This window comes from Variovorax sp. GW823-FHT02B07, assembly GCF_058797695.1.
The window spans coordinates 247,849-267,971 of the sequence record NZ_JBXAJX010000005.1; the positions used below are offsets into that span (position 1 = coordinate 247,849).

Consider the following 20,123-nt stretch of genomic DNA (forward strand, 5'->3'; position numbering starts at 1 on the left):
AGAAACAAGAGAGCGCCTGCGCGCGATCTTCGTCATTTGTGGCCGCCACCGCTCGAATAGCCGCCGTACGAACCGCCCGAGCTGCGGTACCCGCTCGAGGAGCCGCCGCTGCAGTTGCTCATCATGATCAGCACGAAGAGGATGACCACGATGACGAGGATGATCGTGCCGCAGCCCATGCCCGACGCGGCACTCACGGGCAGCGCGTCGCCGCGCGAGAACAGGTCTTTCTTGGCGTCGAGCTTGAAGGCCGTGGCCACCGCGCCGCTGTCGATCTTGCTGCCCGAGGACCACGTCAGCTCGTTGGCCGAGCGCTCCATCGAGAGCAGCGCGCCGCCGCTGGCGAAGTCGCGGTTGAAGGTCTTCTGCCCGCGCTCGACCTGCCAGTAGAACTCGCCCGCCACGTAGGTGGTCTCGGCGTTGTAGGCGTACTGCTGCTGGTAGCGCTTGTTGAGGTAGGTGGCGGTGGTGCCGTTCTCGGCCATCACGGGCGCGCCGGTGGTCGGCTTGACCATGCTCCAGCCGTCTTCGGCATCGACCAGGAAACTGAAGCCGCGCTTCTTGTTGTACAGCAGGTACTCGTCCCAGCCGAACTGCTCGTCGTCGCCGGGCTCCTGGCCCATGCGGTGCTGGAAGCCCACCACCTGCCACTGCGCGCCCTGCAGCTGGCCCACGCTGCCCAGCGCGATGAGCGGGCGCACTGGCTCGTTCTGCTCGGCGTGCTTGAGTTCGCCGCCGATGCCTTGCGACAGGTCGATGATGCTGTTGCACGAACCGCAGGTGATGCTCTTGCTGTCGGCCAGGTTGACCGTGACGGGCGAGCCGCAATTCGGGCAGTTGAAGCTGCGGCCCTTTTCGTCCTTCGCGGATTCGTCGCGCAGGCCAGTGAGCTGCAGATCGTCCAGCTGCACCGAGCGGCCGAGGTAGGCCGTGGGCGGGGCGGTGCCGTAGTCGATGCTGAGCACCAGCCCCTTGTCGTTGCGCAGCTCGACCATCGCGAACGCTTGGCCGAGCTCGGGCAGGTGCGGCAGTTCGCCCTGCGCGGAGGTCAGCGCCACCTGTTCGTTGGAGGCGACGGTGTAGCTCTGGCCGGCGAAGGCGGTGGTGGCGCTCACGCGCAGGTCGGCGGGCGGTGGCGCGGCGCGCTGCAGGTCGAAGGGCAGTGCAAAGACGTAGGCGCCGTTGTCCTCGCTGAGGACGCCGGTGCGGTCGCCGTCGAGCGCGGCGATCCACTCGGTCCAGCGCCCGCCGGGGTAGGTGTACTGCAGGCGGCCGATCAGCGTGAAGGGCTTGTCTTGGATGCGGCCGGCGGCGAACAGCTGCAGCGGGCTGAAGTCGTCGAACAGCTCGGCCATCTTGCCGGTGCGCGCGAGCGTGTCGCCCTGGCGCACGACGGTGCTCTGGCAATAGGGGCAGACCGCGTGCGTCGATTGCGCCGAGCGGAATTCGACCGGCGCGCCGCAGCCGGGGCAGGGCGCGCGGTAGTAGCGTTGGGAGCCGGTTTCCTCAGCCATGGCGCACCGGGTGCGATGGCGCGGCCGGCCACGAATGATTCAAGCCAAAAAGGCCTCTGACACCCGCTGGGCGGGCGTCAGTCGCTATCGAAAACATTGCGACGAATCAGACGAGCTTTTTCAGCAGTTCGGCCTTCTTGGCGTCGAACTCTTCCTGCGTGAGGATGCCCTTGGTCTTGAGTTCGCCGAGCTTCTCGAGCGTGGTCATCACGTCGGCGGCGCTCACCACGGCCACGGCCGGCTGCTGCGTCGTGGCCGCGGCCTGGGCCGCCGCATTGGGACTCAGGCCCTGCGCGAGGTTCTGCGCCAGCACCTGGCCGAGCGCCACGCCGGCGCCCAGGCCCATCGCGTCGCCCGCGATGCCGCTGCCACCGGCTGCGCCTTCGGCGAACTTGGGAATGGCCTGCGCCGTCTGGTACTGCATGAACTTGCCCATGTCGTTGCCGACCATGCCCATGCCGATCTTCTGGTCGAGGATCTTCTGCAGCTCTTCAGGCAGCGAGACGTTCTGGACCGTGATGTTCTCGAGCTTGATGCCGATCTTTTCGAACTCGGGCACCAGCTGGGTGGCCAGCGCGGTCGCGAACTGGATCTGGTTGGCCGCCAGGTCCAGGAAGGGCAGGCCGCTGGAGGCGATGGCGTTGCTGATGTTCTGCAGCACCAGGCCGCGCAGCTGGCCGTCGAGGTCGGCCACGGAGTAGATGTCGCGCGTGCCGGAGATTTCGGTGTGGAACAGCTTCGGATCGCCGATGCGGAAGCTGTAGTTGCCGAAGGCGCGCAGGCGCACGGCACCGAAGTCCTTGTCGCGGATCGTGATCGGCTGGGGCGTGCCCCACTTCTGGTCGACCTGCTGGCGGGTGCTGAAGAAATAGACGTCGCTCTTGAAGGGAGATTCGAAGAGCTTGTCCCAGTTCTTCAGGTACGTGAGCACGGGCAGTGTCTGCGTCGTGAGCTTGTACATGCCGGGGCCGAACACGTCGGCCACCTGGCCTTCGTTGACGAACACGGCCATCTGCGACTCGCGCACGGTGAGCGAGGCGCCGTTCTGGATTTCCATCTCGGCCATCGGGAAACGCCAGGCCAGCGTGCCATCGCCGGACTCGGTCCACTGGATGATGTCGATGAACTGTTTCTTGATGAAATCCATCAGGGCCATGGTCGTTCCTCTCGAGATGTTGTCGGTTTGTGTCCCAGCCACACATATTGCCACAGGGCTTTGACGGCGCCCCGTGCTTTTGGTCATGCCCGCCACCGGCCATGCGGCGTAGGGCGGTATGGACCGAGGTCTACAATCGGCGCCCCCAGAAGAAGCGCCACCAGGAGCAACGGCACATGTCCGATTCGACCGCATCGTCCCCTTCGACCCCCACCCCGGAAGACAAGCGCGCCCTGCTGCGCCGTGCCGCCCTCGAGTACCACGAGTTTCCCGTCCCCGGCAAGATCGCCATCGCGGCGACCAAGCAGATGGTCAACCAGCGCGACCTGTCGCTGGCCTACTCGCCCGGCGTGGCCGCGCCCTGCGAGGAAATCGTCAAGGACCCGGCCAACGCCTTCAAGTACACCTCGCGCGGCAACCTCGTGGGTGTCATTTCCAACGGCACCGCCGTGCTGGGCCTGGGCGACATCGGCCCGCTGGCCTCCAAGCCGGTGATGGAAGGCAAGGGCGTTCTCTTCAAGAAATTCGCCGGCGTCGACGTGTTCGACATCGAGATCGACGAGAAGGACCCGGTCAAGCTGGTCGAGATCATCGCCTCGCTGGAGCCCACCTTCGGCGCCATCAACCTGGAAGACATCAAGGCCCCGGACTGCTTCTACGTCGAGCGCGAGCTGCGCAAGCGCATGAAGATCCCGGTGTTCCACGACGACCAGCACGGCACGGCCATCACCGTGGCGGCCGCCATGCTCAACGGCCTGAAGGTGGCCGGCAAGAACATCGCCGAAGTGAAGCTGGTCACCTCGGGCGCGGGCGCCGCGGCGCTGGCCTGCCTGAACCTGCTGCTCAAGGTCGGCCTCAAGCGCGAAAACGTGTTCGTCACCGATCTGGCCGGCGTGGTCTACGAAGGCCGCGAAGAGCTGATGGACGACGACAAGCGCCAGTACATGCAAAAGACCGACATGCGCAAGCTGTCGGAAGTGATCGCCGGCGCCGACGTGTTCCTCGGCCTGTCGGCCGGCGGTGTGCTCAAGCCTGACATGGTCGCGAAGATGGCGCCCAAGCCGGTGATCTTCGCGCTGGCCAACCCGAACCCCGAGATCGCCCCCGAAGACGCCCATGCGGTGCGCAACGACGTGATCATGGCCACGGGCCGCACCGATTACCCGAACCAGGTCAACAACGTCCTGTGCTTCCCGTACATCTTCCGCGGCGCGCTCGACTCGGGCGCCACCACCATCACCGACGAGATGGAGATCGCCGCGGTGCACGCCATCGCCGAGCTGGCCCAGGCCGAGCAGAGCGAGCGCGTGGCCGCCGCCTACGCCGGTGAAAAGCTGAGCTTCGGCCCCGAATACCTGATTCCGAAGCCCTTCGACCCGCGCCTGATGATGAAGATCGCGCCGGCCGTGGCCAAGGCGGCCGAGGAAAGCGGCGTGGCGCTGCGTCCCATCAAGGACCTGGACGCCTACCGCGACAAGCTGCAGAGCTTCGTCTACGCCTCGGGCACCACCATGAAGCCGATCTTCGACGCCGCCAAGCGCGCGCCGAAGAAGCGCGTGGCCTACTGCGAAGGCGAGGAAGAGCGCGTGCTGCGCGCCGCGCAGATCGTGGTGGACGAAGGCCTGGCGCGCCCGACGCTCATCGGCCGTCCGGCCATCATCGCCCAGCGCATCGAGAAGTTCGGCCTGCGCCTGAAGGAAGAGCTCGACTACGACGTCGTCAACGTCGAGCAGGACCACCGCTACCGCGACTTCTGGCAGACCTACCACCGCATGACCGAGCGCAAGGGCCAGACGGTACAGACCGCCAAGATCGAGATGCGCCGCCGCCTCACGCTGATCGGCGCCATGCTGCTGCACAAGGGCGAGGTCGACGGCATGATCTGCGGCACCTGGGGCACCACGCTGATCCACCTGCACTACATCGACCAGGTGATCGGCAAGCGCCCCGGCGGCTGCGCCAGCACCCCGCAGGACGTGCCGGTGTACGCCTGCATGAACGGCCTGCTGCTGCCCGACCGCCAGGTGTTCCTGGTCGACACGCACGTCAACTACGACCCGACGCCCGAGGAACTGGCCGAGATCACGACCATGGCGGCCGAGGAAATGATGCGCTTCGGCCTCAAGCCGAAGGCCGCGCTGCTGTCGCACTCCAACTTCGGCACCAGCAACGAGCCCAGCGCCGTCAAGATGCGCAAGACGCTCGACCTGCTGCGCGTGCAGGCGCCCTGGCTCGAGGTGGACGGCGAAATGCACGGCGACGTGGCCCTGGACAGCAAGCAGCGCGCGGTCGTCATGCCGCACAGCGCGCTCGCGGGCGACGCCAACCTGCTGGTGTTCCCCAACATCGACGCCGCCAACATTTCTTACAACCTGCTCAAGACCGCGGCCGGCGGCAACATCGCCATCGGCCCGGTTCTGCTCGGCGCGGCCAAACCTGTGCACATTCTCACGGCGAGCGCGACTGTTCGCCGCATCGTGAACATGACAGCCTTGACAGTGGCCGACGCAAACGCCGAGAGATAGGCCATTTGACGAGAGTGGACGCCAACTTAAGGCGTCGCTTTCCGTCCCCGCGACTGCTCAAACTTTGGGCAGTCGCTTGCTATTTTCGCCAGCGTGGTGCACACTCGCGGGCTTGGATTTGCGGGTTAACCCCGAGGTTGAGCGCAATTCAAACCCCCCGCTCTTTTCTTGTGGTGCCCCATGGCGGCTTACGCCTCGATCACGTCCTCTGTCACTAAGTTTGCGCTCACCAGCTTGATGCTGGTGGCTCTGACGACGGGGGCCGAGGCCCGCGGATGGTTCGGCGCCGACAAAACGTCCTCCGAGGCATCGATTGCCCTGACCGATCTGCCGGTCCAGGGCCAGCGAACCTACCAGGCCATCCTTGACGGTGGCCCCTTCCGGTACGACAAAGACGGCACGGTATTCGGCAATCGCGAACGCATCCTGCCAGCGGCACGCCGCGGGCATTACCGCGAATACACGGTGCCAACGCCCGGTGCGCGCAACCGCGGTGCCCGGCGAATCGTTTGCGGTGGCGAGCAGCGCACGGCGCCCGAAGCCTGCTGGTACACGGCGGACCACTATGCGAGTTTCAGACGGATTGCGCCATGAGCGATGACAACGACCTGAGCGGCGCCCCGAAGCGCCCCGACGAGATGATGATGACTATGGAAAGACCAGCGGATATGACCTTATCCCTTCGAGCCGTACGCCCGAACATCGTGCAATCGATCCGCGCGTTCCGCGTGAACGACCTGCAGGATGCCGCCAACGCGGCCGGCCAGCACTTCCTGTACGCCAACCTGGGCAACGCCCAGACCAAGCAGGACGTGCTCGACCTGATTGCCCAGCAGTTCACCTTCCCGGCGCACTTCGGCAAGAACTTCGACGCGCTGTACGACTGCATGACCGACCCGTTGCACAAATCGGGCCCGCAGCCTGGCTTCGTCATCGTGCTCGAACAGATCCCGGCCAACGCCAAGTTCGACAAGGAAGCGCGCGAGCAACTGCTCGACATCTTCCGCGACGCTTCGGACTACTGGGGCGATCGCAAGGTCCCGTTCCGCTGCTTCTATTCTTTTCTGTAGCCCGTTCTGCATCCACCAGCCAAGCAGAACGGGCGAACGAGGCTCAGCCGACCGCTGAAACCCTCGATGGCATCGAAGTCAACACCACCGCCACGGCAGCCGTCGCGGCCGCGCCCGCCGCCAGCACCGAGCCGGCCGGCGAGAAAATGCCGACCGACAAGCTCGTCGACGTGTCGCCCCTGGCGCTGCGCATGAGCAGCCCCTTCAACGCGGGCTACTGGCTGGCCGCCGCTTAACAGCAGCGCTCACCGCCACAAAAAAGCCCGTCATCGACGGGCTTTTTTCATGGGGGAACGGCCTGGGCCAGTGCAACGTATTCGGCCACCGGCACCTCCTCGGCCCGGCGCTGGATGTCGAACTCGCCGGTGAAGCCGTGCTCCCCCAGCCATTTGCCCAGCGTGTGCCGCAGGATCTTGCGGCGCTGGCTGAAGGCGACCTGCACGATCTCGCCGAGCCGCGCCGCATCGACCGCCGGCGGCTGCGCGAGCGGCACCATCCGCACCACGGCGCTATCCACGCGCGGCGGCGGGTCGAAGCTCTCGGGCGGCACGAACAGCACGTTCTCCATGTCGTAGCGCCACTGCAGCATCACGCTCAGGCGGCTGTAGTCCGAGGTGGCGGGCCGGGCCACCATGCGGTCGATCACTTCCTTTTGCAGCATGAAGTGCTGGTCGGCGATCAGGTGGGCATAGCCCAGCAGGTGGAACAGGATCGGCGTGGAGATGTTGTAGGGCAGGTTGCCCACCACGCGCAGCGGTTTCGGTTCGGCCTTGGCGGCGAGTTCGGCGAAGTCGACCTTGAGCACGTCCGACTCGATGACATCCAGCTGCGGATGTTCGCGCAGCCGCTTGGCCAGGTCGCGGTCGAGCTCGATGACCGTGAGCCGGCCGAGCCGCTCGACCAGCGGCTGCGTGAGCGCCGCCAACCCCGGCCCGATCTCGACCATCGCATCGCCGGGCTGCGGCGCGATCGCCTGCACGATCCCGTCGATGATCCCGCCGTCGGACAGGAAATGCTGCCCGAACCGCTTTCTTGCAATGTGCTGTGCCATCGCGGCCTAGAGCGCTGCCGCGGCCATCAGGACTGCGGCGTCTCGCGGTATTCGACGTAGGCGCGCGCGCGCACTTCCTGCACCCAGGTGGTGAAGGCTTCTTCGACGCGCTGTTCGCGCAACGCGGCACGTGCGGCTTCGCGCTGCTCCGACTGGCTCAGCTTGGCTTCGCGGCGGCCGACCACCTGGATCAGGTGGACACCGAAGCGCGACACCACGGGGTCGCTGATCTGGCCCGGCGTGAGCCGGTCCATGGCTTCCTCGAACTCGGGCACGAACTGGCCGGGGCGCGACCAGCCGAGGTCGCCGCCTTCCTTGGCGCTCGCGTCCTGCGAGTTGTCGCGCGCCAGGCCGGCGAAATCGGCGGTGCCGGCCTGCACGCGGCGCTTGAATTCCTGCAGCTGGGCCACCGCCTGCGCGGTCGTGCGCTTGGGGTCGTTCAGCAGCAGGATGTGGCGCACCTGGGTCTGGGTGATGGACGCATCCGACGAGCCCACCTGTGCCTTGGTCAGCACCTTGAGCACGTGGAAGCCGGCGCCCGAGCGCACAGGCCCGGCGATGCCGTTCACCGCGGTCGATTGCGTGGCCTCGACGAACACGGGCGGGTAGCGGTCGGCGCTGCGCAGGCCGAGCGCACCGCCGTTGGCACGGTCGGGCGAGTCGGAGTTCTCGCGCACCAGCTTGGCGAAGTCTTCGCCGCTGCGCGCGCGCTGTGCAAGGTCGGTGGCCTTCTTCTGCGCGGTCGCGACCTGCGCCTCGGTGGCGTTCTCGGGCACGGCCACCAGCAGCTGGGCGATGTTGAGGTTGAGCAGGGCGTTGTTCTTGACGGCGCTTTCGCGCTGTTCGCGCAGGTACTCGTCGGCCTCGATGTCGCTGATCTTGACCTTGGACTCGACCTCGCGGTCGCGCAGGCGCGTGAGCAGCAGCTGGTCGCGCAGGTCGTTGCGGAATTCGCGCGGCGAGATGCCTTCGGCCGCCACGCGGCTGCGCAGCTCGGTGAGGCTGATCTCGTTCTGGCGGGCCACGGTCTGCTCGGCCTGGTCGATCGCCACGTCATCGACCTTGATGCCGTTTTCCTTCGCCAGCTGCAGCTGCGCGCGCTCGGTGATCAGGCGCTCCAGCACGAGGCGCGTGAGCTCGGCGCGCGGCACGCGCTCGGCGTCCGGGTTCTCGCGGATCAGGCGCGTGACACGCGACTGCACCTCGGTGTTGGTAATCGGCTCGGAGTTGACCAGCGCCACGATGTACTCGGCCGCGCGCTGCACCGGCGCCGCCGCGGGAGCTGCAGGGCGCGCCGCCGGCGGCACGATCCGGGGACCGGCACGCATGATGTCCGTGATGCCGCTGCCGGAACGAAAGCCCTGTGCGCCGGCCGTTGCGGCGATGGCCGCAAGGCAACCCAGGGTGATGAGGGAACGGATGTGTTTCATGGCGTGAACGGTCGTCGTTTCAGTCGTAATTGGTGAAGCGGCTCGGCGCTTCGGTCGGTTGACGCAGCGGCTGGTAGCGCTGGATGTTCTGTCGCAGCGCCTGCATCGGGCTCGATCCGATGCTGGAGAAACCGACGAATTCGAGCTGGAACATGATGCGGGTGTTGGCCGTCACCTGGCCGGTGGTGATGCGCTGCAGCACCACGCGGCTGATCCAGCAGCAGCCGTCGTACTCGACCCCGAGCACGCCGTCCGTGAGCTTCTTGTCCTGCAGGCTGTAGTTCAGGCGGCCCACGGCGTACCAGCGGCCGCCGCCTTCGCCCTTGCCCGGCCCGAGGTCCTTGCCCTTGTCGCCCCACAGGTCGTTGAGCGGCCATTGCCAGCCGAAGTCGATCGACTTGTTGCCATCGGTGGCGGTGGGCGTGCTCGGCGCCTGGTAGCGGAAGGCGGCGCTGAGGTTGCGGTATGGCCCCGGGTTGTAGCGCGCGCTGATCGCGCTGCGCGTGGAGCGGCGCGAATCGGGGTTGTACTGGAGCAGCGTGTCCAGGCTCCACTTGGGCGTCCAATTGATCTGGGCGCCCAGCAGCAGGTCGCTGGTGCGGTCGGTGACCGGCGCGACGCCCGGCAGCGTGACCTTCTGATCGGCAAAACGGAAGCGCTGCGCGATGCCGAAGCGCACGGCTTCGACGCCGGTGCCCGGGTCGATCAGGCGGGACGTGACGCCCAGCGTGAGCGCGTTGGTGTCCGAGATGCGGTCCGCGCCCGAGAACGCGTTCTCGGTGTAGATGGTCGCGAAGCTGAAGTCGTTGGCGGCCGAGTCGTAGTTCGGCAGCATGCTCTGGTTGCGGTACGGCGTGTACACGTAGTACGCGCGCGGCTCCAGCGTCTGGCGGAAGGCACGGCCGAAGTAGCTGGCATCGCGCTCGAAGACCAGGCCGCTGTCCAGGCTGAAGGTCGGCACGACGCGGTTCGACGAGGTCGGGAAGAAGTACAGCTGGCTCGGGTTGTACGGCATCCCGTTCACGTAGTCGATGCCGTTGACCGACACCTTCGGAATGGACGACTGCGGCAGGTAATAGTTGTACGAGGTCGCGTGCAGCTGCAGCTTGGGGATGACGAAGGAGCTCGGTGTGAGGAACGGCCGGCTGATCGCCGCCTGCGCGAACACGCGGTCGCCGTCGGGCTGCGACTGCTGGAGCAGATCGAAGCCAGGCTGGCCGGCCAGGATGCTGTTGACGCGAAAGCGCGAGTAGTCGGTGTTCAGCGAAACGTCGAAGCCGTGCCAGTCGTACTTGGCGTAGTTGGCCGTGATCTGCGGCATGCGGTCGTACGACGGCACGACCGGCGACAGGTTGTACTGCAGCGTCTGGTAGCGCAGGGCACGTACGGCGCCGCTCCAGTCGCCCTTGGTCCAACTCACCGCACCCTCATTCGGCAGCTGGCGCTGCGCAAGCGTCGGCGTGCGCGTGAAGTCGCGCCAGTAGTCGTTGTCGCTGACACGGTTGATCGTGAGGCTGGCCGACAGCGAGTCCAGGCCCAGCGCCTTGGCGTCGAAGTCGTGGCGATGGTTGAGCCACAGGCCCCAACGCTTGCTGCTGTCGGGCGGCTTGCCGAAGTTCAGGTCCTTGAGCGCGATCTCGCCGTTGTTCAGCTTCTGCAGCTGCTCGGCGCGCGCCTCGTTGTAGCGCTGGCCCACGAGGCGGTCGCTGCCCATCAGGTCCAGGCGGATGCTGCCGCTGTAGTCCTTCTCGAGGTAGCGGAATTCGCTGGCCAGGTTGAGCCCGCGCTTGCTCATCAGCGTGGGCGTGAAGGTGGCGTCGCGGTTGGGCGCGATGTTCCAGTAGTAGGGCTGTGCGACCTCGAAGCCGTTGGTGTTGTCCAGTCCGATGGTCGGCGGCAGCAGGCCGCTCTTGCGTTCGTTGGACAGCGGGAAGGTCACGCGCGGGATCGGCGGCGTCGTGATGCCCATGAAGCTCATGCGCGCATCGATGGCGACGCCCTCGTTTTCCTCGGTGTCGGTGGTCAGCGTGGCGGCGGTCAGCAGCCAGGCCGGCATCCAGCCGGGAAAGTCCTCGCGGCGGCAGGTGGTATAGCTGGCGCGCCGCGCGATCGAGACGTTGGAGTCGACGAAGTCGATGCGCTCGGCCTCGCCGTGGCCGCCGGTCGCGAGGAAGCGGTAGCGCACGTTGTTGAAGAAGCCCTCGAAGGTCTCGAGCTTGAGCTCCAGCTCGGGGCCCTCGTACACGTTGCCGGCCTGGTTGACCCGCACGTTGCCGGTGGCCTTGGCGCGGTCGTCCGGCTGGTAATACTCGAGGCGGTCGGCCGTGATGGCGACCGGGCCACGGCGCAGCGTGGCGTTGCCCTCGACCACGGTCTCGAGGTCGGGGCGGCCGGAAATGCGGTCGCCAGTGACGAGGCTGGGCAGCTGGCTGCGTTGCACGGGCGTCAGCGTCTCGGTGAGCAGCGGCGTGCGCTTCAGCGTGAGCGGTCCCTCAAGCACACCGGCTTGCTGGGCAAAGGCGCCATGCGCGTGCAGCAGCGCCAGCGACAGCACGGCCAGTGGCAGCGGCGGGCTCGAACGTCGCAAGGCAGCGCGTGGGGTCGTAGGCATCGATTCGGAACGAAAAATCGTCGGGACGGCGCGGCAAGCCGGCGGGTTGCGGGGTCCGGCAGCCACCCCGCCCGGTCGGATCGACCTCGAGCAGGGGTGCCGCGCCAGGCGGATTTGTAGAATTGATTATCCATGACAGCACCTTCGACCCCGGCGTCCACGACCCCACACCCCGCCCAGGCCATTCTCTGGACAGATCCGCAGCGGGCCGAAGCGTTCCGGGGCTGGCTGGCCGGCATTGCCGACGCCCGGCAACTGCGCCCGGACACCGTCCGGCTGGCCTCGGCCGACGCGAGCTTTCGCCGCTACTTCCGCCTCGACACCACCGACGGCCGCACGCGCATCGTGATGGATGCGCCGCCCGACAAGGAAAACAGCGCCCCCTTCGTGCAGGTGGCGCAGCTGATGACCGAGGCCGGCGTGACGGCGCCGCAGGTGCTCGAATGGGACCGCGACCACGGCTTCCTGCTGCTCGACGACCTGGGCCGCCAGACCATGCTCGACGTGATCGACCCGGCCCGCCCGGACGCCAACCGGCCGCTCTACGACCTGGCCATCGACGCGCTGATCCGCTGGCAGCTGGCCTCCAGGCCCGGCGTGCTGCCGCCCTACGACCGCGCGCTGCTCGAGCGTGAACTGGCACTCTTTCCCGAGTGGTACATCGGCAAGCACCGCGGCGTGGCCGTGGAAGGCCAGCTGAAAGAGCGCCTGGACCGCGCCTTCGCGCTGATCGTCGAGAACAACCTCGCGTCGCCGAGCGTCTACGTGCACCGCGACTTCATGCCGCGCAACCTGATGGTGGGCGACGATGCCGGCCAGCCGCTGGGCGTGCTCGACTTCCAGGACGCCGTCTACGGCCCGATCACCTACGACATCGCCAGCCTGATGCGCGACGCCTTCCTGAGCTGGGACGAGGAGTTCGTGCTCGACATCACCATCCGCTACTGGACCGCCGCGCGCAAGGCCGGGCTGCCGGTCGACGAGGACTTCGGAGCCTTCTATCGCGCGGTCGAATGGATGGGTCTGCAGCGCCACCTCAAGGTGGCCGGCATCTTCGCGCGCCTCACGCTGCGCGACGGCAAGCCGCGCTACCTGGCCGACACACCTCGCTTCATCGCTTACATCCGCGCCACCGCCAGCCGCTACGTCGAGCTGAAGCCGCTGCTGCGCGTGATCGACGAGGTCGAGGGCACCACGGCCGTCACCGGCTTCGCCTACGGCCGAGTCTGAAGAGAAACTGAAAAAAGCCGAAAAAGAAAATCGCTGTAGCGCCCGTACCACGGGCGCCATCAGCTCCTGATCTCATCGCATGCCCCGTTTTCACTGCTCCGTGCCGCTGACCGCCGGCGCCAGCCTGGCGCTGCCGCCGGGCGCCGCGCGCCATGTGCAGGTGCTGCGCATGCAGCCCGGCGACACGCTCACCCTGTTCGATGGCGCGGGCGGCGAGTACGCCGCGACGGTCGAGCGCATGGGCCGCAGCGAGGTCGCGGTGACGGTGGGGGCCCACACGCCCATCGAGCGCGAAGCGGCCCGCGCTGTGCACTTGGCGGTCGGCATGCCGGCCAACGAGCGCATGGACTGGCTGGTCGAGAAAGCCACCGAACTCGGCGTGACCAGCATCCAGCCGCTGGCCACGGCGCACGGCGTGCTGCGCCTGTCGGGCGAACGCGCCGAGAAGAAGCGGGCGCACTGGGAAGCCATCGCCGTTGCGGCCTGCGAGCAGTGCGGTCGCAACCGCGTGCCGGTGATCCATCCGGTGCAGTCCTTCGCGGGCTGGCTCGGCGGCGCTGCCGCCGCGGATACGGCATCGACGCGACTGGTGCTGAGCCTGGCCGAGGGCACGCGCGCCGTCACCGCCGTGGCCGCAGAGACACCCGCTACGCAACCCGCGCTCGTGCTCAGCGGCCCCGAAGGCGGCCTCAGCGCCAGTGAAGAGCACGACGCCATCGCGCGCGGCTTCGCACCGGCCACGCTCGGTGCGCGGGTGCTGCGCGCCGAAACCGCGGCGCTCGCAGCGCTGGTGTCGCTCGTCGGCGCCTGAACTGTTTGGGGGGTGTTTTCCGCGAGGCGCACACCGGGCGCCTGCGGAACAATGGCCGCTTCGTTTTTCCTTGTTCACTCCGCCTCCCGGAAGGACCGCTCCCCCCATGCCTCGTTCATCCCGCGCGTTTCGTCTCGCCCCCCTTGTCCTGGCCGCGCTGTGCGCCATGCCCACCGTTCACGCCCAAAGCCAGGCCGTTGCGCCCACACCGGCGCAGGTCAGCCCCGCGGTCGACCAGGCCTACACCCAGCTCATGGCGTCGCCCGCGATCCGCAAGCTGCTGGAATCGGTCAAGGCCGACCACGAACGCACAGTCGAAGAACTGAAGACGCTGACCGAGATCGAGGCGCCGCCCTTCAAGGAACAAAAGCGCGCCGAAGCCTTCCTGGCGCGCCTGAAAGCGCTCGGCCTGCCCGACGCGAAGATCGACGCCGAAGGCAACGTGATCGGCCTGCGCAAGGGCACGGGCAACGGCCCCAAGCTGCTCATTTCGGCGCACCTGGACACCGTCTTTCCGGCCGGCACCGACGTCAAGGTGAAGGAGCGCGACGGCAAGCTCTTCGCGCCCGGCATCGGCGACGACACGCGCGGCCTGTCGGTGCTGCTGTCATGGCTCAAGGTGCTCAACGACAACAAGATCCAGACCGTGGGCGACCTGATGATCGTTGCCAACGTCGGCGAGGAAGAACTGGGCAACCTGCGCGGCATGAAGGCCATCTTCCGTGACCACCTCGACATCGACGGCATGGTCGGCCTGGAGCCCTCGCCCGACGGCCACGTGCTGGTGCTCGGCACCGCGAGCCACCGCTACGAAGTGACGTTCAAGGGCCCGGGCGGCCACAGCTTCGGCGCCTTCGGGCAGGTGCCCAGCGCGATCCACGGCATGGGCCGCGCCATCGCCAAGATCGCCGAGGTGCGCACGCCCAGCTTCCCCAAGACCACCTTCACCGTCGGCACCGTGGGCGGCGGCACCTCGGTGAACACCATCGCGCCCGATGCGCGCATGGCCATCGACATCCGCTCGGACGATATGGCCTCGCTGCTCGAGACCGAGAAGAAGATCCTCGCCACGCTCGACGAGGCCGTGGCGGAAGAGAACAAGCGCTGGAACGTGACCAGCCTGAGCGTGAGCACCAAGCTCATCGGCGACCGCCCGGGTGGCCGCACGGCGCCCGACTCGGTGATCGTCGAGGCCGCCACGCGTGCCAACAGTGCTTTCGGCCACAAGACGCTGCTGCGCGGCGGCAGCACGGATGCGAACGTTCCCATTTCGCTGGGCATCCCGGCCATCATCATCGGCGGCGGCGGCAAGTCGGGCGGATTCCACTCGCTGGCCGAGTCGATTGACGTGACAGATGCATGGAAAGGCGCGCAGAATTCGCTCGTCACCGTGCTCGGCCTGGTCGGTGTGCAGGGCGTCAGTCCCGCGCTCCTGCCGAAACGCGCAGCACGCAGCAAGTAATTTGTCACGTTGCCAGTTCGAAAGTGGCCGCGCCACTTTCGGCAAGCGGGTCGCCACATTGGAAAATGTGAGCGTTTCTGTCACACACCAAGGAATGGTCATGGGGTTGCTCGATTCGGTACTCGGTCAGGTGCTAGGAGGCGCTGCACAGCAGCAGCAACCGCAAGGCGGTGGCCTCGGGGGATTGGGAGATCTCGGAAGCCTCGCCGGCGCCCTGGGCGGCCTGCTTGCCAACAACGGCGGGCAGGGCGGCCTCGGCGGCATGGTCTCGAAATTCGAGCAGGCGGGCATGGGCGACGTGATCGGCTCGTGGATCGGCAACGGTGAAAACAAGCCGGTGTCGGGCGATCAGTTGCAGAACGCGCTGGGCGGCGACACGATCGCCGCCATCGCTTCCAAACTCGGCATCAACGCACAAATGCTGCTGCCGATGCTGGCCACCATGCTGCCGGCCCTCATCAACCAGCTCACGCCGCAGGGCAAGGTGCCCGAGCAAGGCCTCGGCAACCAGGACGACCTGCTGGGCTCGCTCAGCGGACTGCTTCAAGGCAACAAGCCGACCTGACCTGCCACCCGGCGAATTTCATTCTCAGAATTCCGGCGCCCGCGAGGGCGCTTTTTTTTGGCCGGCGCCTTGCCTTCGCCGGCCAATCGCGTAGAACCGCGCCCCATGAATCGCAATCTGTGGCTCCTGGCCATCTGCCAGGGCCTGCTCCTGACCAACAACGTCACCTTCATCGCCATCAACGGTCTCGTGGGCCTGGGCATCGCGCCGCAGGGGTGGATGGCCACGCTGCCTGTGATGGGTTACGTGGTGGGCGGCGCGCTGAGCACGGGGCTGGTGGCGCGCACACAGCAGCGCTTCGGCCGCCGCGGTTCGTTTCAGATCGGGCTGGCGGTGGCGGTCGGCTCGGCGCTGCTGTGCGCCTACGCGGCGTCCTCGAAGAACTTCTGGCTGCTGTGCTTCGCCACCCTGGTCGCGGGCTACTACAACGCCAACGCCGGGCTCTACCGTTTCGCGGCGGCCGAACTGGCACGGCCAGCCTGGCGCGAGAAGGCCGTGTCGATGGTGATGGCCGGCGGCCTGATCGGCGCGGTGGCGGGGCCGAACCTGGCGACCTTCACGCGCGAAGCGCTCTCCGTGCCCTTCGCCGGCGCCTACATCGCGCTGGCGGCGGTGGCGCTGCTCTCGATGGCGGTGATGCATTTCATCGAATTCCCGCCCTCGCCGACCCGCAAGGAAGCCGGCGGCGGCAGGCCGCTGGGCGAGATCATGCGCCAGCCCGTGTTCATCGTGTCGGCCGCCGCAGGCGCGCTGAGCTACGGCGTGATGAACCTGCTGATGGCCGCCACGCCCATCGCGATGCAGATCTGCAGCCTGCCGTTTTCCGACGCGGCGCTGGTGCTCGAATGGCACGTGATCGGCATGTTCGCGCCGGGCTTCTTCACCGGCCACCTGATCCGCCGCTTCGGCGCGCTGCCGGTGATGGGGGTGGGGCTGGCGCTGAACCTCGGCTGCATCGTGGTGGCGCTGTCGGGCGTGGACCTGCACCACTTCCTGGTCGCGCTGTTCCTGCTGGGCGTGGGCTGGAATTTCCTGTTCACCGGCAGCACGACGCTCTCGCTCACGGCCTACACGGCCGAGGAGCGCGACCGGGCCCAGGGCGCGCTCAACTTCTGCGTGTTCGCGACGCTGGCGCTGACCTCGTTCGCCTCGGGCGTATTGGTGACCACGCAGGGCTGGCAGCTGTTGAACTACGGCTCGCTGGTGCCGGTGGCCCTGACCGGCGCCGCGCTGCTCTGGCTCGCGCAGACACAGCGCCGGCGCGCGCCGGTGGTCAAGGCCTGAGCCTCAGGCCACGCGCGCGGGAACAACAGCCGCCGCCGGAAACCGCCGGTCGAGCCAGCGCTGCAGCGTGTCGAACACGGGCTCCGCATCGAGCTCGTTGAAGAGCTCGTGGTACAGCGCGTCGAAGCACTTCGCCTCGACGTTGCCGCTGGGCGCCGCGGCCACCGCGAAGGCACGGCTGGCGGCCGGCCGCACGAGCCGGTCGTCGCCCGCGTAGATCAGCAGCGTGGGCACCGGCCAGCGCGCCGCGTGCTGCTGCACCGTGGCGCCTTCGTACGCGAGAAAACGCGCCAGCCGGCTGCCGATGCGGTCGTGCGTGAGCGGATCGTCGCGGTAAGCCTGCACCACCACCGGGTCGTGCGAGAGGTAGTTGTCGTCGAGCCCGTTGCTCACGCGCAGGTTGGGCGCGATGCGCGGCAGCACGGCCAGCAGCATCTTCTGGACGCCGTTCAACCCCGGGTCGAGCCCCGGCGACGACAACACCAGCGCATCGACCGGCCGCACGCCGCGCGCCACCAGGCTCGCGGCGACCAGGCCGCCCAGGCTGTGGCCCAGCAGCACCAGCGGCACGCCGGGGTTCTCGCGGCGCGCATCGTCGATCACGAGGGCCAGGTCGTCGACCAGCCGCAGCTCGCTGGGCAGGCCGCCGCGCGCACCGGTGGATTCGCCGTGCCCGTGGTGGTCGTGCGCCCAGACCGCGAAGCCCCAGCCGTGCAGCTGCTTGGCCAGACCGTGGTAGCGCCCCGCGTGCTCGCCCAGCCCGTGCACCACGACCACCACGGAGCGGGGCCTGCCGGCGGCGGGCAGCCGCCGCAGCGCCAGCGTCTCGCCGTCCGGCGTGGTCAGCGACACGCGATGTGGCAAGGGCAGCGCGTCGTTCATGGGTGCACCCTTGGCGCTGCGCGCCTTCCCGCCAGGCGGGAGCGAGCTGGCTTGGGGCGGCCCGGCGCGGCGCTCAAGCCGCCACCGGCTCCGCAGCCGCGGCGCGGTGCGCCACCGGCAGGGCGGCGATGACCTCGGCCACGGCGGCCGTCAGCTTCTTGGCATAGGGCACGTGCAGGAACTCGTTGGGGCCGTGCGCATTGCTCTTCGGGCCCAGCACGCCGCAGACCATCATCTGCGCGGTCGGGAAGCCGGCGCTCAGCATGTTCATCAGCGGGATCGTGCCGCCCTGGCCGATGTAGCCGCAGGAGGCGCCGAAGTGCGCGCGCGAGGCCTTGTTGAGCGCATCCTCGAACCACGGCGTGATGGTGGGGGCGTTCCAGCCGGTGGCGCCGCCGCCGCTCTCGAAGGTGACACGTGCCTGGTAGGGCGCGTTGTCTTCGAGCAGGGCCTTGAGCTTTTGCACCGTCTCGGCCGCATCGACCAGCGGCGGCAGGCGCAGCGAGAGCTTGAAGGCGGTGTAGGGGCGCAGCACGTTGCCCGCGTCCTTCAGGGCCGGGAAGCCTTCGGCGCCGGTGACCGACAGCGTGGGCTTCCAGGTGCGGTTGAGCAGCGCCTCGACCGGGTCGGTGGTGGTCGGCAGCGCGAACATGGTCGAGCCGCCGCAGTCGTAGTGCGCCCACGGGAAGCGCTTGTAGACCTCGTCGCCGAGGATGGCGGCCGTGGCCTTGGCCTGCGCGAGCCGGTCGGCCGGCACTTCGCAATGGAAGCTCGCGGGCAGCAGGCGGCCGGTGGCGCTGTCTTCGAGGCGGTCGAGCACCTGCCGCATGATGCGAAAGCTCGAGGGCACCAGGCCCGAGGCGTCGCCCGAGTGGATGCCTTCGGTCAGCACCTCGACCTTGAGCGTGCCGCTGGCCATGCCGCGCAGCGAGGTCGTGAGCCACAGCTGGTCGTAGTTGCCGGCGCCCGAATCCAGGCAGATCACCAACTCGACCTCGCCCAGGCGCGGACGCAGCGCGTCGACGTAGGGCAGCAGGTCGTAGGAGCCGCTTTCCTCGCAGGTCTCGATGAGGCCGACGATGCGCGGGTGCGCCACGCCCTGGGCCTTGAGCGCCTGCAGCGCGGCCACGCTGGCGTACACGGCGTAGCCGTCGTCGGCGCCGCCGCGGCCGTAGAGCAGGCCGTTCTCGTACTTGGGCGTCCACGGGCCGAGGTCGTTGCGCCAGCCGGTGAATTCGGGTTGCTTGTCGAGGTGGCCGTACATGAGCACGGTCTCGGTCATGTTCGTGCCGGTGGCCGGCACTTCGAAGAACAGCACCGGCGTGCGGCCTTCCAGGCGCACGATCTCCAGCTTCAGGCCCTCGACCTTCTGCGCCTCGACCCAGGCCGCGGCGTTGCGCAGCACGGTCTCCAGGTAGCCGTTGGCCGACCAGTCCTTGTCGAAGCCGGGCGACTTGGCGGGAATGGCGATGTAGTCGGTGAGTTGCTTGACGATGTCGCCGTCCCATTGGGCGGTGACATCAGAGAGGGCGCGCGTCGCGTCGAGCGTGCCGGCGGGCATTTCACGGTGCAGGGGGGCGTTCATCGGGGGGTTCTCCGCGGGGACGAAAAAACGCATTTTGCGCCTCACGGCGAGCGCGCGTAGAGTGCGGGCGATCTCAAAACCCGGAGCGCAATGTGAGCAAGGCAACATCGACGCGGATCAAGGCAGGGATAGGCGGCTGGACCTTCGAGCCCTGGCGCGACAACTTCTACCCCAAGGGCCTCGCTCACGCGAAGGAGTTGAACTACGCCAGCCGGCAGGTCAGCGCCATCGAGATCAACGGCACCTACTACAGCACCTTCAAGCCCGAGACCTTCCGCAAGTGGCGCGACGACACGCCCGACGACTTCGTGTTCTCGATGAAGGCCTCGCGCTTCACCACCAACCGCAAGGTGCTGGCGACCGCGGGCGAGTCGATCCAGCGCTTCATCGACAGCGGCGTGGCCGAGCTCGGAGACAAGCTCGGGCCGATCGTCTGGCAGTTCATGCCGACCAAGCAGTTCGATGCGGAAGACTTCGAAGCCTTCCTGGAACTGCTGCCCAAGAAGGAAGGCAGCCGCGTGCTGCGCCACGTGATGGACGTGCGCCATGAAAGCTTCATCACGCCCGCCTACAAGGCTCTCGCGAAGAAGCACAAGGTGTCGACCGTGTTCACCGACGCCGACAAGTTTCCGTCCTTCGAGGAGCCCGAGGGCGATGTCGCCTACGCGCGGCTGATGATGGCCGACGCGTCGGTCGCGACCGGTTACGCGCCCAAGGCGCTGGACACCTGGGCTGCGCGCGCGCAAGGCTGGACCACGACGCCGAAGGCGCGCGACGTGTTCGTGTACTTCATCAACGGCGCCAAGGAAAGGGCACCGGCCGCGGCCGGTGCCTTGCTGCAGCGCCTGGGGTGGGCGCCGCCGGCCGCAGACGCAGCAATGGCCGCCGCCGCGGACAAGCCGAAGCCGGCGGCCAAGAAGGCCCCACCGAAAAAGAAAGCGCCCTGA

16 protein-coding genes are annotated in these 20,123 nt (G+C 67.7%); 9 read left to right on the top strand and 7 right to left on the bottom strand.

Going from position 1 to position 20,123, the window contains the following annotated elements; genetic code table 11:
• Positions 1 to 32 precede the first annotated feature (32 nt).
• Together AC1RGU_RS24710 and AC1RGU_RS24715 are read right to left on the bottom strand one after the other, a co-directional pair.
• Positions 33 to 1,514, bottom strand: coding sequence for a DUF4178 domain-containing protein (locus tag AC1RGU_RS24710; protein ID WP_492698537.1), 1,482 nt, complete (start codon positions 1,512 to 1,514; stop codon positions 33 to 35).
• A gap of 106 nt (positions 1,515 to 1,620) precedes the next feature.
• Entirely contained in the window at positions 1,621 to 2,670 is a 1,050-nt protein-coding gene (locus tag AC1RGU_RS24715) for an SPFH domain-containing protein (RefSeq protein WP_062473577.1), read from the bottom strand.
• A 176-nt stretch (positions 2,671 to 2,846) separates the two neighbouring features.
• On the opposite strand from AC1RGU_RS24715, the gene AC1RGU_RS24720 reads away from it, so the two are divergent.
• The 3 genes from AC1RGU_RS24720 to AC1RGU_RS24730 all read left to right on the top strand — a co-directional run bounded on the left by AC1RGU_RS24720 (position 2,847) and on the right by AC1RGU_RS24730 (position 6,265).
• Positions 2,847 to 5,195, top strand: coding sequence for an NADP-dependent malic enzyme (locus AC1RGU_RS24720; RefSeq protein WP_070063343.1), 2,349 nt, complete (start codon positions 2,847 to 2,849; stop codon positions 5,193 to 5,195).
• 180 nt (positions 5,196 to 5,375) lie between these two features.
• On the top strand, positions 5,376 to 5,789 hold the full coding sequence (locus AC1RGU_RS24725) for a guanyl-specific ribonuclease (RefSeq protein WP_056574987.1): 414 nt from the start codon (positions 5,376 to 5,378) through the stop codon (positions 5,787 to 5,789).
• Between the two features lie 50 nt (positions 5,790 to 5,839).
• Positions 5,840 to 6,265: a barstar family protein gene (locus AC1RGU_RS24730; protein ID WP_095747788.1), complete on the top strand. Its 426-nt coding sequence runs from the start codon at positions 5,840 to 5,842 to the stop codon at positions 6,263 to 6,265.
• 283 nt (positions 6,266 to 6,548) lie between these two features.
• Here the strand turns inward: AC1RGU_RS24730 and rsmA are convergent, their stop codons facing one another.
• Genes rsmA through AC1RGU_RS24745 form a run of 3 tightly spaced genes read right to left on the bottom strand, consistent with a single transcriptional unit; the run spans position 6,549 to position 11,357 of the window.
• Entirely contained in the window at positions 6,549 to 7,316 is a 768-nt protein-coding gene (gene rsmA, locus AC1RGU_RS24735) for a 16S rRNA (adenine(1518)-N(6)/adenine(1519)-N(6))-dimethyltransferase RsmA (protein WP_139702942.1), read from the bottom strand.
• 26 nt (positions 7,317 to 7,342) lie between these two features.
• Entirely contained in the window at positions 7,343 to 8,746 is a 1,404-nt protein-coding gene (locus AC1RGU_RS24740) for a peptidylprolyl isomerase (protein ID WP_492698540.1), read from the bottom strand.
• A gap of 19 nt (positions 8,747 to 8,765) precedes the next feature.
• Positions 8,766 to 11,357 carry an LPS-assembly protein LptD gene (locus tag AC1RGU_RS24745; RefSeq protein ID WP_070063346.1) on the bottom strand — a complete coding sequence of 864 codons (2,592 nt, stop codon included), beginning with the start codon at positions 11,355 to 11,357 and terminating at the stop codon, positions 8,766 to 8,768.
• 132 nt (positions 11,358 to 11,489) lie between these two features.
• On the opposite strand from AC1RGU_RS24745, the gene AC1RGU_RS24750 reads away from it, so the two are divergent.
• The 5 genes from AC1RGU_RS24750 to AC1RGU_RS24770 all read left to right on the top strand — a co-directional run bounded on the left by AC1RGU_RS24750 (position 11,490) and on the right by AC1RGU_RS24770 (position 16,709).
• Positions 11,490 to 12,587, top strand: coding sequence for an aminoglycoside phosphotransferase family protein (locus AC1RGU_RS24750; RefSeq protein ID WP_492698542.1), 1,098 nt, complete (start codon positions 11,490 to 11,492; stop codon positions 12,585 to 12,587).
• A 79-nt stretch (positions 12,588 to 12,666) separates the two neighbouring features.
• On the top strand, positions 12,667 to 13,398 hold the full coding sequence (locus AC1RGU_RS24755) for a 16S rRNA (uracil(1498)-N(3))-methyltransferase (RefSeq protein WP_492698544.1): 732 nt from the start codon (positions 12,667 to 12,669) through the stop codon (positions 13,396 to 13,398).
• A gap of 106 nt (positions 13,399 to 13,504) precedes the next feature.
• Positions 13,505 to 14,860 (top strand): M20/M25/M40 family metallo-hydrolase, encoded by a 1,356-nt coding sequence (locus AC1RGU_RS24760; protein WP_492698546.1) that lies wholly within the window; start codon positions 13,505 to 13,507, stop codon positions 14,858 to 14,860.
• A 100-nt stretch (positions 14,861 to 14,960) separates the two neighbouring features.
• Positions 14,961 to 15,425 carry a YidB family protein gene (locus AC1RGU_RS24765; RefSeq protein WP_095948391.1) on the top strand — a complete coding sequence of 155 codons (465 nt, stop codon included), beginning with the start codon at positions 14,961 to 14,963 and terminating at the stop codon, positions 15,423 to 15,425.
• Positions 15,426 to 15,530: 105 nt separating this feature from the next.
• Positions 15,531 to 16,709, top strand: a complete 1,179-nt coding sequence (locus tag AC1RGU_RS24770) for an MFS transporter (RefSeq protein ID WP_492698548.1) — start codon at positions 15,531 to 15,533, stop codon at positions 16,707 to 16,709.
• 3 nt (positions 16,710 to 16,712) lie between these two features.
• Here AC1RGU_RS24770 and AC1RGU_RS24775 read toward each other — a convergent pair whose 3' ends face one another.
• Positions 16,713 to 17,591, bottom strand: coding sequence for an alpha/beta hydrolase (locus tag AC1RGU_RS24775; protein WP_492698550.1), 879 nt, complete (start codon positions 17,589 to 17,591; stop codon positions 16,713 to 16,715).
• A gap of 73 nt (positions 17,592 to 17,664) precedes the next feature.
• Positions 17,665 to 19,176, bottom strand: a complete 1,512-nt coding sequence (locus tag AC1RGU_RS24780; protein ID WP_095948394.1) for a M20 family metallopeptidase — start codon at positions 19,174 to 19,176, stop codon at positions 17,665 to 17,667.
• Positions 19,177 to 19,268: 92 nt separating this feature from the next.
• On the opposite strand from AC1RGU_RS24780, the gene AC1RGU_RS24785 reads away from it, so the two are divergent.
• Entirely contained in the window at positions 19,269 to 20,123 is an 855-nt protein-coding gene (locus AC1RGU_RS24785; protein ID WP_492698552.1) for a DUF72 domain-containing protein, read from the top strand.

Bases quoted from the DNA above. Each gene is read 5' to 3' on its own strand.
- AC1RGU_RS24715 (WP_062473577.1), bottom strand. From the start codon at position 2,670: ATGGCCCTGATGGATTTCATCAAGAAACAGTTCATCGACATCATCCAG.
- AC1RGU_RS24760 (WP_492698546.1), top strand. From the start codon at position 13,505: ATGCCTCGTTCATCCCGCGCGTTTCGTCTCGCCCCCCTTGTCCTGGCC.
- AC1RGU_RS24720 (WP_070063343.1), top strand. From the start codon at position 2,847: ATGTCCGATTCGACCGCATCGTCCCCTTCGACCCCCACCCCGGAAGAC.
- AC1RGU_RS24745 (WP_070063346.1), bottom strand. From the start codon at position 11,357: ATGCCTACGACCCCACGCGCTGCCTTGCGACGTTCGAGCCCGCCGCTG.
- AC1RGU_RS24750 (WP_492698542.1), top strand. From the start codon at position 11,490: ATGACAGCACCTTCGACCCCGGCGTCCACGACCCCACACCCCGCCCAG.
- AC1RGU_RS24765 (WP_095948391.1), top strand. From the start codon at position 14,961: ATGGGGTTGCTCGATTCGGTACTCGGTCAGGTGCTAGGAGGCGCTGCA.
- AC1RGU_RS24770 (WP_492698548.1), top strand. From the start codon at position 15,531: ATGAATCGCAATCTGTGGCTCCTGGCCATCTGCCAGGGCCTGCTCCTG.
- AC1RGU_RS24755 (WP_492698544.1), top strand. From the start codon at position 12,667: ATGCCCCGTTTTCACTGCTCCGTGCCGCTGACCGCCGGCGCCAGCCTG.
- AC1RGU_RS24730 (WP_095747788.1), top strand. From the start codon at position 5,840: ATGACTATGGAAAGACCAGCGGATATGACCTTATCCCTTCGAGCCGTA.
- AC1RGU_RS24775 (WP_492698550.1), bottom strand. From the start codon at position 17,591: ATGAACGACGCGCTGCCCTTGCCACATCGCGTGTCGCTGACCACGCCG.
- AC1RGU_RS24780 (WP_095948394.1), bottom strand. From the start codon at position 19,176: ATGAACGCCCCCCTGCACCGTGAAATGCCCGCCGGCACGCTCGACGCG.
- AC1RGU_RS24710 (WP_492698537.1), bottom strand. From the start codon at position 1,514: ATGGCTGAGGAAACCGGCTCCCAACGCTACTACCGCGCGCCCTGCCCC.
- rsmA (WP_139702942.1), bottom strand. From the start codon at position 7,316: ATGGCACAGCACATTGCAAGAAAGCGGTTCGGGCAGCATTTCCTGTCC.
- AC1RGU_RS24725 (WP_056574987.1), top strand. From the start codon at position 5,376: ATGGCGGCTTACGCCTCGATCACGTCCTCTGTCACTAAGTTTGCGCTC.
- AC1RGU_RS24740 (WP_492698540.1), bottom strand. From the start codon at position 8,746: ATGAAACACATCCGTTCCCTCATCACCCTGGGTTGCCTTGCGGCCATC.